Origin of the sequence: Algibacter sp. AS12, assembly GCF_046736315.1 — a bacterium.
Lineage (GTDB): Bacteria > Bacteroidota > Bacteroidia > Flavobacteriales > Flavobacteriaceae > Algibacter_B > Algibacter_B amylolyticus.
Window position 1 is genome coordinate 1571531 of record NZ_CP151841.1, and the last position, 17008, is coordinate 1588538.

The following is a 17008-nucleotide window of genomic DNA, read 5'->3' on the forward strand; positions in this document are numbered from 1 at the left end:
TTTATTTGGTAGGTTTACTAACGTATGTAATAAGAATTTCTACTCGTCTATCTAATTCTGGATCGCCACCAAGTGGAAACTTTCGTCGTAACCCTATGTGTCTCATACGTTTTTTATCAATACCTTTTTTAGCAAAATAGTCGTAAACATATTTTGCTCGAGCCGCAGATAAATCTCTTTTTTTAGTTTGTCTATTTACAGCATCTCTGCTATACTGCGTACAACATACATGCCCTTGTATGGTAAAGTAAATATCTTCGCGTTCTAAAAGTGCTTTAGCAATAGATTCTAATATTTTTTTTGAACTTGGTGTAACCGAAGCATAACCCGTTTTAAATAAAATATTTTTAAATAAAATTTTATCTCCTTTATTACCTTCTTTTATAAGATCTTCAATACCCTTTTCTTTTTCTATTTTAGGTTTAGGCGTGCTATCCACAACCTTTTTAACCACTGGTTTTGGTACTTTAGGTTTTACTATAATTTCTACTTTTCGGTTTAAACCTCTTATTTTTAAAAGGTTTTCTTCTTCAATTATTTTTAAAAGTATTTCACCTTTACCATCTACATTCGATATTAAATCTTCGCTAATTTCGTTATTTGCAAAAATGGCTTTAATAGCATCTGCACGCTGTTGCGATAGTAATAAGTTGTAGGTATCTGCACCTCTATCATCGCAAAAACCAAATATTGAAATAGATTCTATATTTATATCATTTAAGTTCGATATAAATAATAGTAAACGGTTTTCTTCGGTGTTTGGAACCTCAAATTTATCCGTATTAAAATATACTTCGTGTGTTAGTTCTTTTTGAGAAAAAGAAAAAACACTACATAAAGTAAAACATATTAATACAAATAATTTAGTCATATAGGTGTTTTAAATAGGAGATAAATATACTATTTTTAATCTAAAATCATGCCAGAAGTCAACATGTATGCGGTTTTTCGTAAATAATTACTTTTCTTTTTATTTTAAATAATCTTGATATGTTGATGGGGTAGCCAGTATATTTGTAGCTTTTTTTATTTCGTTATCATGGATTTCTAAATATTCATACAAACCTTCTCTATACACATATTGCTTAACAATATCTTTAGTTAATAGCTCTAATAAATAGTCTTTATTCTCATCAATAATATTAGTTTTTGATGTGTTTAAATTAGAAATTAATGTGTTGTAATCTCGGTCAATATTATCATTTAATTCTTCTTTTTGCGCTATTTCATAGGCCTTTTTAAGGGCTTTTTCGGTATCTGTTTCAAATGAAAAATTATTAGTTTTTAAATAGTTTTTAAAATCTGAAAAATCGGCATCGCTTAGTTTTAAGCTGTTAATATTACTAATATTATGGCTGTAATGGTATTTTGTAGCATAGTCGAAAATTAAATTGTTATTAACAATGGCGGTTGTAATTGGTGAAATTTTATACGAGCCAACTTGCGCATCAGGAAAAACACCACCACCATCAAATACTTGTCTGCCATTTTTAGTTTTAAAGGCATTATAATTTTCTTGTTTTACTTTAACTGCTTCGCCTTTTTCATTTCTATTCCAATAATCTAGAGCCTGAATACAACGTCCAGAAGGCGTGTAATATCTCGAAATAGTAATTTTAACCTGTGTACCGTATGTTAATATTTTGGGGCGTTGTACTAAACCTTTTCCAAAACTCCGAGATCCAACAATTACAGCTCTGTCTAAATCTTGAAGCGCTCCAGATACAATCTCGCTAGCCGATGCACTTTTACCATCTATTAAAATAACAAGCGGAATTTCGGTATCAATCGGTTCGTCGGTTGTAAGATAGGTACGATTGTATTTTTTTACTTTTGATTTTGTTGTTACTACCAATTGATTTTTTGGCACAAAAAGGTTTACAATTTTTATAGCTTCTCTTAGTAATCCACCAGGGTTACCACGTAAATCTAAAACGATATTTTCGGCACCTTGAGCTTTTAAATCACGTAAAGCATAATTAGTTTCGGCATGCGCTTTTTTATTGAATTTACTTAAAACAATATAACCTGTTTTATCGTTAATCATAGAGAAGTGAGGTACTGCTTTTATCTCTACTTCGGCACGTTTTATAGTTGCTGTTTGAGTTTTTCCTTGGCGTTTAAAAACCACTTCTACCGAGGAATCTGGAGCACCTTTAAGTAAATCGCCTGGGTAATCCTCATAACCTTCAATTAATGTATTACCAACTTTAATAATTTCGTCTCCAGCTTTTAAACCCGCTTTATCTGCTGGGTAACCTTTGTAGGGCTCAATTATAATCAGTTTATCTTTTTTAGTTTGTATTTTGGCACCAATACCTGTATAATCGCCGGTATTGTTAATTCTAGCGGCCTCAACATCTTGCTCGTTCATAAAATTAGTATACGGATCTAAATCGGCAAGCATACTTTTTATGGCGGTATCCATTAAATCGCCAGGGTTAGTTTCGTCCACGTAATTCATATTTAATTCCTTAAATAATGTGGTGAAAATCTCTATTTGTTTGGCGATTTCAAAAAAATCGTTTTTAAAAGCAGTAGTTGAAATAAACAGAACACCTGCTAGTATGGGAATTATAATTCTCTTTTTTAAAATGTTTTTCATGTTCGATTATTTTTCTGAAATTTTGTTTGTAAACTTTTCAAACAGAATTTTCATTTTATTTTCAACGAGATCTAAAGTAGGTTTATCTTTTCCAATGTACAAAATCATAAACGCATGCTGCGTTGTTAAATTGTTAAAAAAGATTGATTTATTAAGTCGGTAAGCTTCTCTTAACAAGCGTTTTATTCTATTTCTGTCTACAGCAGTTTTAAAGTTACGCTTACTTACCGAAACACCTGTTTTAGCTATTAAATTATTGTCTAAAGCGGTACCTAAATACACCAAGCGTAATGGGTATGCCGAAACCGATTTTCCTTCAGTAAATAACTGGTCAATCAATTTTTTACTTTTAAGCTTTTCTTTATTACCGTAAGTGTAGTTCAATAGGTTTGTTTTATTTGCCAAAGGTAATAAAATATAAAAACCACCTATTAACTAAGTGGTTTTTGAAAATTTTATTTTTTTATAAAGATTTACTCGATAACAACAGCGCCGTTGGGCATATTGAAATAAGCGTTTTCAAGCTCTGGTTTAAATGAAATATTATCTACCGTTATGGTTGTAATATGTTCGCCAGCTGTTTCATTTTTTGTTAACCAATGGGTATGATATGCAGTTGGAAACTCGATACCACTAACCGTTTGATAACCTTGTATTTCCATAAATTTTTCTGGAGAATGTTTCATTTTACCATCTTTAAAATATTCTGGGTAAGATACGATGTAACGTATTACCGCTAATTTATGTGTTGTTTTGCTAAAATAGAGGATATAATAGTCGTCTGGAGCATCGCCTGTACCTGGAGAAAATGTTACTTTAACAGTATTAAAAGTTTCATTTTTATGGGTTTTATCTTCTAGTTTTTTACAGTTTACACCTTCGCCATCAAAAACAAAAGGTTGCGATAAAAAGTAATGTGGTGTTAAGGCCCAGAAACGCATATCGAAAGGAAATGCTAAAGAGTCTTTTGTTTTTTTCCATGCTTTTTCACCGGTCCATCCAAACTCATTAGTTGAGTCTGTAAGGCTTTGGTGGCGCGCTTTGTTACTCCAAGTATCGATGGTTTGATGGGTATTACGACGTGTTTTACCATCTAAAGGTAAATAATCGAAATGAAATGATACTGGTCCATTACTGTACCATGTTTTAAGTCCGCCATGAGCTTCCATGGCTTGCCAAATAATGTTACCAGCTTCGGTACTTTGTAATTTTGTTTTTGCTTTCTCTACACGAGCGTTAATCCAAGATTCTGGTTTTAAAACTAAATCTTTTGTAGCGGTTTCTACGGTTGTAGTTTCGGTTTTGGCTTCTGTATTGTTTTTACAACTTGTGGCAAATATAGATGCGCCTAAGGTTAAAGTTAGTAGTATGTTTTTCATAAATTTTTCTTTTTGCGAAGTAACTATATTAATTTTTAAATTATGTTAATATAGTTTTAAATGCGATGTACCGATTTCTTAAAGTTTTTAAACATTATCTATAAAAAAACCACTTTATTTTTAAGTAAAGTAGTTTTTTATGGCTTGGATACTAACAGGCTTTTAAGCTTAAAACTTTGCTAGCAAATAAGTGCGCTAGGGATTGCAGTGGAAAGCCCACAGCGCCCGAGTTTGTTTTTGAGGGTGCGAGGACTTGTAGCGAAAAGCCCGACCCTTGTGGTAGCGCCCAAATTATTGGTTTATTTTTTATTATTCTCCTTATCGATATCTGCCATTAATGCTTTTGGGTCTATTTGAACAGATTGTACTGGTTTTGCTGTTTGTAAGGTGTATGTTGGATACGCCCACGCCCAATCTTTAGCAATGGTAGCCGTGGTTGGTTTTTCGCCACGCATAATTTGTAAAGGAATGTAAAAATCTTCGGTTTTACCGTCGGTGTAAGTAACTGTAAGGTCTAAAGGCATTGGCATTACACCAATACGCTCTAGGGTCATAGTATTACTATCGATACTTTTAACGCCGTAATCTATGGTGTTTATTGTTTGGCCAAAATCTGTTAAATACCAATCTAGTTCTAGTCCCGATACTTTTTCTGCAGTTCTAATAATATCCAAAGGCTTTGGGTGTTTAAAAGCAAAGTCTGTGAAATATTTTTTAATGGTTTTTTTAAGGTTATCGTCGCCAATTACATAGCCTAATTGCGACATAAACACAGCACCTTTACTGTAAGCCGAAATACCATAGGATTGATTGTATGTGTAACGATCTGCATGTGTGGTAAGCGGTTGTTCTTTTCCGGAAGTTGCTAAATATATATAACCTTTATAGGCATTTTCAACTGGGTTTGCTTTTCCTTCGTTGAAGATATCATTCATTGCCCAGTTACTGATATACGTTGTAAAACCTTCGTCCATCCACTCGTGTTTAGCTTCGTTAGATGCTAATAGGAACTGAAACCATGTATGTGCCAGCTCATGGGCTGTTACACCGGCTAAACTTCCAAAACTGCGTTGGCCAGTAATTAAAGTACACATAGCGTATTCCATTCCGCCATCGCCACCTTGAATTACCGAATACTGGTCGTAAGGATAATTACCAATATGCTCTGAGAAATACTGCATCATTTCGACCGTTTTAGATTGTAATTTTTTCCAGTTTTGCTTGTGCTCTGAACTTAGTGTGTTTTTGTAATAGAAATTTAGAAGCGGACCATTAGGCACTTGTTTAGTATCATGAATGTAATCTGGATCTGCAGCCCAAGTAAAATCGTGTACGTTTGGTGCTTTAAAGTGAAGTGTTTTTTTATTGCCTTCAACTTTTGTTTCTCCTTGTAAATAACCTGTTCCGCCTACAATGTAGTCTTTATTGATGGTTAATTTTACATCGTAATCGCCCCAAACGCCAATAAATTCGCGACCTATATAAGGATCGGCATGCCAGCCTTCAAAATCGTATTCGGCTAATTTAGGGTACCATTGTGTCATGGAAAGCGCTACACCTTCTTTACTGTTTCTTCCAGAACGACGAATTTGAACTGGTACTTGAGCATCAAAAAGCATGTTAAAAGTTACACTTTCTCCTGGTTGAATAGGTTTTGCTAAAGCGACTTCTAAAACAGTACCAACGGTTTCGTGTTTTAAATCAACACCATTTTGTTTTAATGCGTTTACTTTAATATAACCAATTTCATCTGGACTTAACTTGCTAATTCTGTCGCCAACTCTAGAGTCTGGATCTGCAATAGTTCTAGAACGTACATCCATTTCGCTTCCTGGTTGAAAGGCATTAAAATATAAGTGATAGAACACTTTATCTAAAACGTCTGGAGAGTTGTTTGTGTAAACCAACTCTTGTTTTCCTTTGTATTGATAATTGTTTACATCCATATCAATATCCATACTGTAGTCTACATGTTGTTGCCAATAACAAGATGTTGAGGTAGCCGGAGGCGTTGGTGTTGGTGGCGGAGATACAGCCATGGTTTTCTGACTACTACAAGACAGTAATAGTACGATACTTAGTGTGGAAAGGATATAACGATTCATAGACATGTGTATTAAAAAAGGTTGTTAAATGATGCTTTAAAATCACAGAACAACCTTTATAATTTATAATATTTTATTTAGCTAATTTGGCTGCCATAATTAACGCATTATAGGCATTTACCATTTTAGAAGATTTACTTAAATCGGCAAACGGACGAATATCTTCTGAGTTTCCTCCAACAATAACTTTAGAGTTAATGGCTAAACCAGAATCCATAATAATTTGTTTTACTTGAGCAGCGCTTAAGCTAGGGTATTGCGAACGAATTAATGCCGCTACACCAGCTACACCAGGAGCAGCCATTGATGTTCCTCCTTTAGTTTGGTAATCGTTTTCTGGAGTTGTAGAGTACACGCTTGCTCCAGGAGCAAAAACATCTACATTTTGTTTTCCGTAGTTAGAAAAACCAGCTACCATTGACGATCCGTATTTTGGAGCCAAAGCACCAACTCTAATATAAGTATTTGAAATCTCGTTATAGTTTACATTATCATCTGGAAAATTTGGTTCTGTATCTACATCTTTACTGTCATTTCCGGCAGCATGAACAAAAATTACGTCTTTTTCTGAGGCGTAAGTTATAGCATCTCGTACCCAATCGCTATGTGTTGAAAAGCTTTTACCAAAACTACCATTAATAATAGAAGCACCATTATCTACAGCGTAACGAATAGCTAAGGCTACATCTTTATCGTACTCATCGCCGTTTGGTACAGCTCTAATACTCATAATCTCTACATTATTTGCAACACCATTTGCACCTTTACCATTGTTACGTTCGGCAGCAATAATACCTGCTACGTGTGTACCATGGCTTTCAGTTATTTTAACAGGCTTTACATTACCATTGCCGTAAAATTTAGTAGACATATCGTCTGGATTGTCTCCGTTAACACGACCTTTAAAATCTTTATTTAAGTTGTAGTTTAAACGCTCATTAATACTTTCTAACCCATTTTCAATTTCTTTTACCGCATCAGTCATAGAATCCATACCGTTATTTAGCATGTAATTTGCTATTTGTTGTGCTTGTGCTAAACTTTCATTTTCAGTTTTAATAGCGGCAACTTCTTTTTTAGTATAATCTTTTTTACCAAAGTGCTTCGTTAAAGCAGCATCTGCAGTTTGAAGTTGCTGATAAATTTGCTCGTACTGTGTTTTTCTACCTAACAATTTTTGATATTCGCTATCGTATTCTGCCTTAGCAGCAGCATAATCAGGGTTACTGGTATCTCCACTAGCTAAAATTCTAACAAATTCTAATTGCTCGTTGTAGCCTTCACCTAAAAAGTTCCATCCGTGTACATCATCAACATATCCATTATTGTCGTCGTCTTTTCCGTTGTTTGGTATTTCATCTTTGTTAGTCCAAATAACATCGTTTAAATCTTCATGATCGATATCTATTCCAGAATCTATTACTGCAACTATTACTTTTTTACCTTTTTTGTTTTTTATGATTTCAGCGTAAGCTTTATCAACACTCATTCCAGGAATGGTATCTTTTACCAAATCCAAGTGTCCCCAATTGTGTGCTTCAGCATCAGTAAGTTCAGAAACTTTTAGTGGAGATGAATCGATGTTTTCAACAGGGGTTGATAATACAGGAGCGACTCCGCCACAACCTGAAATTAAAACTGCTAGGAATGCAGATTTTGCTATTAAATTAATTGTTTTCATTGTAATATATTGAATTAGTCATTTTGTTTTAATTAAAGATCTCCTCACAGGTATGAACTCCTTTTAAGCGCACACCATTTTCTGTATTATGTACGGTTATTATTTCGTGATGGGCGTCATGCTCTAAAAATAAATAGAAATTTTGCTCTGCCGCTATGTTTAAAAAGTTTTCTTTTTCGTTTAGCGTCAATAGTGGTCTAGTATCATAACCCATAATATAGGGTAGTGGTAAATGACCAACTGTTGGTAATAAATCGGCCATAAAAGCAATGGTTTTGTCTTTATATTTTATAAGCGGAATCATTTGCTTATCTGTATGTCCATCGGCAAAAAAGATATCGAAACCTAAAGCTGAGTTTTTAAGTAAATTATCTTCGGGAAGTGCTGTGAATTTTAATTGTCCACTTTCTTCCATAGGCATAATATTTTCTTTTAAAAACGAAGCCCTTTCTCGTCTATTAGGCTCGGTTGCCCATTTCCAATGGTCTTTATTACTCCAAAAATGTGCGTTTTTAAAAGCGGGTTCGTAGCCCGTTCTGTCTTTGTTCCATTGAATACCACCACCACAATGATCAAAATGTAAATGCGTCATAAACACATCGGTAATATCATCGCGATTAAAACCAGCGGCTTTCAATGAGGAATCTAAACTATAATCGCCCCAAGGATGGTAGTAACTGTAAAATTTATCAGATTGCTTATCGCCCATACCATTATCAATCAAAATAAGGCGATCGCCATCTTCAATTAATAAACAGCGCGTCGCAATATCTATCATGTTATTGGCATCTGCAGGGTTTGATCTGTTCCATAATACTTTAGGCACAACACCAAACATGGCACCACCATCAAGCTTTAGGTTTCCGGCATTAATAGGATGTAATTTCATAGGAATGTAAAATTAAGAAATCTATATTAAACGCTTTTAAAGGTTAAGAGTTTATTAAGATTTTTTTACGTTTAAACTTCTATTGTTTGTGCTTTGGAAATAACTTGCCTTAATCGCTTACCAAAATCATATAAAGCCTTAATTTCTTTAATGCTGGCTAAACGTTCTTTTCCAAAAATTAAAAGGGCGTTTCCGTTTGATTCAACATGGTAGTAAGGGTTGCTTTCAAAGAAATGGGTAACGTCATCATTAAAAAACTTTGCTATTTCTACTCGATTATCACCCAATAAATAAAAGCGGTTAGAGAAATCGTCATGATTATCAATGTCGATATCTTTAAACCCAGCAAAGGCTGAAACCTTTTCTAAAAATCCTTCTTTATCTAAGGTGAATTTTGGAATAGCAACATCTAAATCGATATGAAGCATCGTTTTTCTGCCAACTTCTTTAGCAATAAATTCACCTTCAGAAAACTCGATATCAAATATGGAAATTGAACAGTTATTATCGTTTAATTTATTGTAAATGTGGTTAATGTGTTTTGTGTTAAAAAACGAAAAGTTATTTAAATAGGATACCTTTTTTTTCCTTTTAGGGTGGTATGTTAAACTATAATTTTCAGCCAAAGTCTCCATACTTGTTTGGCGTCTTGTTAAGCTGTTTTTTATAATATTTGGTACAGGTAATAAACGTCTAGAGGCAAAAGGGTGTTTAGTTTCTGTATCGTGCATATCTAAACCAACAACATCAAAATGGCCTCCACGTTTATCGAATAATTCTTGGTAATTACTAATGTTCTCCAAAACGGTATCATCAACAAAATGGCATAATGAAAAATCGACTATAACATCTTTATTTTCTGGGATAGCGTCTAAATGTTTTTTTAACCTAAAGTAATTTAAAAAACTACAAAAATGTTTTACACTAACATAATAGTTGTTTTTCTTGCCTTGCTCCATGTACATTAAAACATTAGGTTTTGCTAGATTTCTTACTATTAAACCATAACCTAAATGTTTGTTGATAACCACATGAATAATAAAAGTAGCAATTACACCAGCAAGAATACCTGTAATTAATCCAATTTTTAAAGTCACAATTAGCGTTACAAAAAAGATAATAAGTTGCTCTTTACCTATAGAAAACATTTTGGTGATAACCTTTGGTGATGCTAATTTATAACCTGTATAGACTAAAATAGCCATTAATGCAGGAAGCGGAATTCGAGTAAGCTGCGTGCTAAAAAACGCTATAAAAAGGACAAGAAATAAGGCGTGGAAGAAATTTGAAGATCGGTTGGTACCACCTTGGTTTACGTTTACCGAACTTCTAGCTATAACGGTTACCACATTTAAACCTCCTAACAGCCCGCTACCAACGGTTGCTAAACCTAGTGCTTTTAAATCTCTATTTACATTGGAGCGTCGTTTTTCTGGATCCAGTTTATCCACAGCCTTAATACTTAAAAGCGATTCTATACTAGATATTAAGGTTAAAGCTAAAACACTGCCCCAAAAAGAAAAACTCCAAATACCACTAAAATTAGGTGTTGGTATATCTGCAATAATTTCTTGAATACTAGGAATACCAGAAACCATATACTGTGGCGCAATAGGGTTGGGTTCGTGTAAACCAAACTCAAAATAATAGCTAAAGGCTATAGATAATATAACAATCCACATTGGTGCCGGAATAAGCTGTAGATATTTATTTCTAATTTTCGAATAAAACAGCATTATAGTTAAACTTAAAATACCTGCTAAGGCCGCAAATATTAACCCTTTGTTTTCGTAATGAACAGCATCGTTTATAGTAAATGGAATTTCTACTAAATAATCAATAGTATCGGCTCTTTTAATCTTATGAGCCATCATAATATGAAATTGTTTTCCGAGAATAATTAAACCAATAGCAGCGAGCATACCTTGTATTGCTGCCGAAGGGAAAAAATCGGCTAAAGCTCCCATTCTAAAAAAACCTAAGAGTAAAAGTAAAATACCCGAGCATACAATGGCTATATAAGCACTTTCTAAACCCAACGTGGTTATAGCTACCAAAAGCACACCAACTAAACCATTTCCTGGACCCACAATAGTAACGTGACTGCCACCTAAAATAGATACCATTACACCGCCAATAACTGCGGCAATAATACCTGCAATTGGTGGTGCATCACTTGCCATAGCAAGCCCTAAACCTAATGGTAATGCAATAAGACTTACCACAAAACCAGAAAATATGTTTTTAGGTAAGGCTTTAAAAAAGGCGCTTATGTTATTCTTTTTTGGACTCATTGAAGGATTAGCACATCGGTTGGTAATTCGGTTAAAATATGTTCTATATCATGAGGAAATAAACGGTCCCAAAATGTCATTTTACTTGGGCTATTCATAATTAATAAATCGGCTCTCGAAATTTGCGCGTAATGTCCAATCGAATAGCCGCGTTTACCAAAAATAGGCTGTAATTTTATGGTTTTATTTTTAGTATATTCTTCAGGGATGTGTTTTATAATCTCGTTTACCCTCGAGTTTTCTCTAAGTTTAATACGTTCTTTAGCAATGTTGGCACGTCTTAAAGATTTGTCATCTTCAACTTTTACATGAATTTCTTCTTGATCAATTTCTTCAACAATAGTTATTTTTTCAGAATTAACATGGTTGGCAACATAAAAAGCGGCAGTTATGGTTTGTTCCGTTTTAGGGTCTTTTAAACCATTTACAACAATATGTTTACACGGGTTACTTTCAACCGAAGGTTTTATAAGTAGTAAAATAGAGCATTTAGCTTGTCGCGTAATTTTTCTAGCAATGGAACCCACATAATATTTTACCACCTTTTCGCGCTTTACGGCACCTAGAATTAACAAGTCTATTTTTTTTTCTTCGGAAGTTGAAAGGATTACATTAACAGGATCGCCTGGTTTAAAAACAACTTCGTACTTTAATTGATCTTTTTCGAAACTTTTTAAACAAGTGCTTAGTACATTTGTTTTTTCTTCTGATGCTTCACCAACATGAATTAAGACTAATTTGGCTTTGAAAAATACAGATAACCTTGCGGCTTCAAAGAGGTTAGCTTTTAAGTTTGGAGAAAATGCGACTCCAATTCCAATACTTTTAAAAGGCTTTAAATACAAAGGTTTTATTAAAATTTAATGTAAAAGTTGAAAGATAACATTTTTTAAAAACTTTAAATGATGTGTTTTACTTAAATTAGTATTTTTAAAAAAACAAAGAGCCTATGTTAGAACTTGCAGGAATTATTATTTTAGGAATATTAGCACAATGGGTAGCTTGGAAATTTAAAATACCCGCTATCTTACCTTTAATTTTAATTGGTTTATTAGTTGGCCCAATTGCTGCAGCGTTTTTAAGCGAAGATGGAAGTAAGTGGATAGAGCCTATTTGGAATGGCGAAAAAGGACTATTTCCTGGCGAAGGGTTGTATTATTTTGTTTCGTTAGCTATTAGCATTATTTTGTTTGAAGGTGGTTTAACCTTAAAGCGATCTGAAATTAAAAATGTAGGTCCCGTAATTACTAAGCTTATTACCTTAGGATCTGCAGTTACTTTTTTTGGTGCTGGAATATTAGCGCATTATATTTTTAACTTAAGTTGGCAATTATCATTCTTGTTTTCGGGATTAATAATTGTTACCGGACCAACAGTAATAACGCCTATTTTAAGAAACATTCCACTTAAAAAAGATATTTCTACGGTTTTAAAATGGGAAGGCATATTAATAGATCCTATTGGAGCTTTGGTTGCCGTTTTGGTTTTCGAATTTATTAGTGTGGAAGGCGATAGTGGTTTTACAAAAACAGCGTTAATAGAGTTTGGTAAAATTATTTTATTCGGTACTACCTTCGGGTTTACATTTGCCCACGCCTTAGCGTTTGCTATTAACAAGAAGTTTATTCCGCATTATTTATTAAATGTAGTGTCCTTATCTACTGTATTATTGGTTTTTGTAGAGTCTGAAATTTTTGCTCACGAATCTGGTTTACTTGCGGTGGTTGTAATGGGAATGGTTTTAGGAAACGGAAAACTAGAAAACATAAAAGAATTGCTTTATTTTAAAGAGTCGCTAAGCGTTCTTTTAATTTCTATATTATTTATTCTTTTAGCAGCCAATATTAATATTGAGGACATGATGTTGCTCTACACCTGGGATACAGCCATTTTATTTGCGGCCGTAGTTTTTATAATTAGGCCAATAGCTGTGTTTTTAAGCACCATGGGTTCCAAATTAAAAACTAACGAAAAGGTGTTTATTAGTTGGGTAGGACCAAGAGGTATTGTGGCGGCAGGTATTGCTTCGTTATTTGGAAGTAAGTTGTTAAAACAAGGTGTTGAAGGTGCCGAATATATTACCCCTTTGGTTTTTATGATTGTGTTAGGAACCGTTTTATTAAACGCTACAACAGCGCGTTTATTTGCCAAATTAGTAGGTGTTTTTCTTAAAAAATCTGATGGTATTTTAATAGTAGGAGCATCAAAAGTTTCAAGGTTATTAGGCCATTATCTTTTAACAAATGGCAGACACGTGGTTTTAATTGATAGTAATGAAGGTAATATTAGAAAAGCTAAAGAACTAGGTTTAGAAGCTATTAGCACTAATATTTATTCTGAAACATTAGCCGATAATATTGAACTTAATGATGTTGGTTATTTAATGGCTTTAACAGGAAATCCAGATATAAATAAGTATGCTATTAATAAGTTAAGTAATCAATTTGGCGAAAATGGTGCTTATAGATTGGTTACAACTCAAGAAATGCTCGATGACACCAATAACCCTAAGGAAGGGTTGTTTTCTCATAGAGATGATTACAGTGCGCTTTTAGAGTTAACAAGAGCATATCCATCAATACAAGAAATAGATTTGGAAGATAAGGCTCATTATGAAAAGCTTATTAAAATATCTAACGAGGATATGGAAATTATTCCATTATTTGTTAAGGACAACGAAGGCGAATTCCATATTATTTCTTCTCATAATTTAGAATTTGAAGATATTGAACCCGGTTACCAACTTGTGTATTTAGGGAAACCTTTTGATGTAGATGAGGTGCCTACCGCTGAAACTTTAACAACCAAGGAGGATTAGTAGAAACTTGTTTTACTTATAATCGGTATTTTAAATCGGATTTAATTCTATCTTCGGTAGGGTGAAGTAGGGCAAGGTATAGTATGATTAAAACTCCAAAGAGTATAAAATCTTTACTCATTACTAAAATTAAAAAAGCAGAACCTTCTAGTATAGCCCACCTTATTATGGATGCCGTTTGATACACAGCCATATTATCTTCAAGCTTTAGTTTGTTGTCGGCATTTTTTAACTGTGTTTTAAACATAAAGTTACTAAACACATAGGCAATTACAGGTATTAGCACAAAAAGGATGTTAGATTGACTTATCTCTGGCATATTTAAGTTTATAGACGCAAGATCTCCTATAAAAATATAAGCCATAATTAAGCCTGCACTTAAGGCAATATGTATCATTTTAATAACTTTTAGTTTCTCTTGCATATTACTTTCTGTTTTTAATAGATTATTAGTTGTTAGCAAATTTAATGATATTTTCTTATGAGAAAAGAGAATAAAAAAAGCCTCTGCTTTTTTAAAAGAGAGGCTTAGTGTTTTAATTTAATAGGTTTTTATTACCCTATAATATGAAGTTCTGTAAACTCTTTAGTAAGTGTTAACGTGTTACCGCCATTAAGTTTAAGGTCTTCAAAAGGAATGATAACATTATCAACCTCTACTTTAGAAATTTTGAATGGTAAACCATGCAAACTTACTTTAAACGTTTTATACGTAGTTGTAAACTTACCAGATTTATGTTGCTGAATGATTAATTCGTTTTTCTTACCAGACAATTTAAAGTCTCTTAAGCTGTATCTTCCTTTAATATAATCGTAACCATCGGTAGCATCTTCGTAAACTTGCGATGTTTCTTTACCTTCAGTGTAATACACGTCTAAAGAAAGCTCATCAATAGTTTTTTCGCCTACATACTGTTGTATTGGGTATTTAGGTATAATAGCACCTTCTTTTACAAAAATTGGCATACTATCTAAATCGGCATCTACCCATTGTTCTGTACCACCTTCAACAACTTCGTCTGTCCAGAAATTATACCATTTACCAAGAGGGAAGTACATACGTCTACCTTTTTGATTTGGTCCTGTTATTGGACAAGCTAATATTTTTTCACCAAAAACAAACTCATCATTTCTGTAATGCGTTTGTGGATCATGCTGATCGTATAATACTAACGATTTTAAAATAGGAACACCCTCTTCGGCATATCTCCAAAACGCTGTATATAAGTAAGGTAATAATTGATATCTTAATTCAATAAATTTTCTTACTACATCTGTAATAGTTGTTCCGAAAGCCCAAGGTTCTTGATCGCCGTGGTCTCCAGAAGAGTGTGTTCTACAGAATGGGTGAAAAATTCCTAATTGAATCCAACGTGCATAAAGCTCGCCATTAGGTTGTTCTGCAAACCCTCCAATATCAGATCCTATAAACGAGAATCCAGACATACACATACGTTGTGCTTGTAGGTTTGCTATAGTTAAGTGATCCCAGGTTGCAATATTATCTCCAGTCCAACTAGAAGTATAACGTTGTGTACCTGAATATGCTGCTCTTGTAATAACAAAAGGTCTTTTTGGATAAGAAAATTTCTTTAAGCCATGGTAAGTTGCACGTGCCATTTGCATACCGTAAACGTTATGCGCTTTTTTATGGCTACAATGGTTTCCGTCGTAATCGTGTCTTACATCATCAGGAAATGTTTTTCCAGGAACATCCATTACAGCTGGCTCATTCATATCGTTCCAAACACCTTTAACACCTATATCTTCAACAAGTTCTTTAAATAAATTTGACCACCAGTCTCTAACCTCAGGGTTAGTGAAATCTGGGAAATAACACTCCCCCGGCCAAACTTTACCTTTCATGTATGGACCATCGGCACGTTTACAGAAATAATCTTTTTCTAAACCTTCTCTAAACACAGAATAATCCATGTCTATTTTAATTCCTGGATCAATAATAACAATAGTTTTAAAACCGTCATCCGCCAATTCTTTAACCATACGCTTAGGATTAGGAAAATATTCTTCACTCCAAGTGAAGCATCTAAACCCTTCCATATAATCGATATCTAGATAAATAGCATCGCAAGGAATTTTTAAATCTCTAAATTTAGCGGTAATTTCTTTTACGTTCGATTCTGGGTAATAACTCCATTTACATTGGTGGTAACCTAAAGTCCAAAGCGCAGGCAATTCGTGTGGCTTACCTGTTAAATCGGTGTAATTAACTACTACATCGGACATTTCTGGACCGTAAATAAAGTAGTAATTCATTTCGCCTCCTTGCGCCCAAAAACTTGTAATGTTTCGGCGTTCGTTACAAAAATCAAAAAACGATCTGAAGGTATTATCGAAAAATATACCGTAAGATTTTTTGTTGTGTAATGCTGTATAAAAAGGGATGGTTTTGTAGATAGGGTCTGTATCTCTGCCATAAGCATAAGAATCTGTTACCCAGTTTTCAAAACGTTTTCCTTTTAGGTTGTTGTCTACAGGCTTATCTCCTAAACCATAATAACTTTCTCCTGGTTGAGCGGTTTTAGACATTTTTACAATATCGCCACCAAGTTCGTAACTTTCTTCCCAGTGAAAACCAAGTTCATCTTCGCAAATTAAAGAGTTATCCTTAGCATCATACATAGATGTTCTTAAGTCTAACTTTGAAATTTTACAGATAAGTTTTGATGTAGTAATGATGTAATTAGCATCATCTTCAGTAACCTCTAAGTGATTGTAACCTCTACTTGCATATTTAGTAATGGCATAAGAAAAATCATTATCAAAAATGCCTGTTGTTGTAAATCTGAAACGAAGAATACTATCTCGACGTACTGTAACTTCTAAAATAACGCCATTTGCAGTTGTAAAAGAAAGTACATTAAGATTCTTCTCGTAAGAAATTATTTTTGAAGGAAATAAATTCCCTTTATATTCTAATTCTGTATTTAATATCATATTAAATAATGTATTAATTATAATTGACGAATTTACTAAATTTATAAGACCTTAATTGGTTCTTTTTATTAAAAAAAAGCTTACAGTATTGCATTATAGCTAAATTTTTACTTATTAAATTATGGATAGCATAACATTTAGCTAATACGTTGTTTTTTGTATCGCTTCTTTCTTAAAATATTAAGTTAAAACCTTGATGTAAAGAATTATGCCTTAATTATATTAATACGCCAAAGGAAGTGAAGATTAAAAGCTTTCATTTAGCAATTAATACTAATT

General features: G+C 33.5%; 12 protein-coding genes. 1 reads left to right on the top strand and 11 read right to left on the bottom strand.

The features are described 5' to 3' along the window. Window position 1 precedes the first annotated feature (1 nt). The 9 genes from AAFN75_RS06590 to AAFN75_RS06630 form a co-directional block, all read right to left on the bottom strand. Entirely contained in the window at window positions 2-871 is an 870-nt protein-coding gene (locus AAFN75_RS06590) for an OmpA family protein (protein ID WP_411808804.1), read from the bottom strand. Between the two features lie 99 nt (window positions 872-970). Continuing rightward, a complete protein-coding gene (locus AAFN75_RS06595) occupies window positions 971-2605 on the bottom strand; it encodes a S41 family peptidase (RefSeq protein WP_411808805.1) in 1635 nt (544 codons plus the stop codon). Between the two features lie 6 nt (window positions 2606-2611). Beyond that, complete coding sequence (gene rnpA, locus AAFN75_RS06600) at window positions 2612-2989, bottom strand: ribonuclease P protein component (protein ID WP_411808806.1); 378 nt, start codon at window positions 2987-2989, stop codon at window positions 2612-2614. 89 nt (window positions 2990-3078) lie between these two features. Further along, window positions 3079-3984: a hypothetical protein gene (locus AAFN75_RS06605; RefSeq protein WP_411808808.1), complete on the bottom strand. Its 906-nt coding sequence runs from the start codon at window positions 3982-3984 to the stop codon at window positions 3079-3081. A gap of 299 nt (window positions 3985-4283) precedes the next feature. Then, the gene (locus AAFN75_RS06610) at window positions 4284-6089 is read right to left on the bottom strand and encodes a M1 family metallopeptidase (protein WP_411808809.1); all 1806 of its coding nucleotides are present in this window, start codon (window positions 6087-6089) and stop codon (window positions 4284-4286) included. A gap of 73 nt (window positions 6090-6162) precedes the next feature. Next, on the bottom strand, window positions 6163-7770 hold the full coding sequence (locus AAFN75_RS06615; protein WP_411808810.1) for a S8 family peptidase: 1608 nt from the start codon (window positions 7768-7770) through the stop codon (window positions 6163-6165). A 28-nt stretch (window positions 7771-7798) separates the two neighbouring features. Next, a complete protein-coding gene (locus tag AAFN75_RS06620; RefSeq protein WP_411808811.1) occupies window positions 7799-8659 on the bottom strand; it encodes an MBL fold metallo-hydrolase in 861 nt (286 codons plus the stop codon). A 71-nt stretch (window positions 8660-8730) separates the two neighbouring features. Beyond that, the gene (locus AAFN75_RS06625; protein ID WP_411808812.1) at window positions 8731-10953 is read right to left on the bottom strand and encodes a SulP family inorganic anion transporter; all 2223 of its coding nucleotides are present in this window, start codon (window positions 10951-10953) and stop codon (window positions 8731-8733) included. After that, complete coding sequence (locus tag AAFN75_RS06630; RefSeq protein WP_411808814.1) at window positions 10950-11798, bottom strand: universal stress protein; 849 nt, start codon at window positions 11796-11798, stop codon at window positions 10950-10952. Before AAFN75_RS06630 ends, AAFN75_RS06625 begins: the two co-directional genes overlap by 4 nt. Window positions 11799-11902: 104 nt before the next feature. Here AAFN75_RS06630 and AAFN75_RS06635 point away from each other — a divergent pair, with 104 nt between their 5' ends. Next, window positions 11903-13771, top strand: a complete 1869-nt coding sequence (locus AAFN75_RS06635; RefSeq protein ID WP_411808816.1) for a cation:proton antiporter — start codon at window positions 11903-11905, stop codon at window positions 13769-13771. A 16-nt stretch (window positions 13772-13787) separates the two neighbouring features. On the opposite strand, the gene AAFN75_RS06640 is transcribed toward AAFN75_RS06635, so the two are convergent. Both AAFN75_RS06640 and AAFN75_RS06645 read right to left on the bottom strand, forming a co-directional pair. Beyond that, window positions 13788-14195: an MFS transporter gene (locus AAFN75_RS06640; RefSeq protein WP_411808817.1), complete on the bottom strand. Its 408-nt coding sequence runs from the start codon at window positions 14193-14195 to the stop codon at window positions 13788-13790. Window positions 14196-14326: 131 nt separating this feature from the next. Continuing rightward, window positions 14327-16729 (bottom strand): glycoside hydrolase family 31 protein, encoded by a 2403-nt coding sequence (locus AAFN75_RS06645; protein WP_411808818.1) that lies wholly within the window; start codon window positions 16727-16729, stop codon window positions 14327-14329. Window positions 16730-17008: the final 279 nt, after the last annotated feature.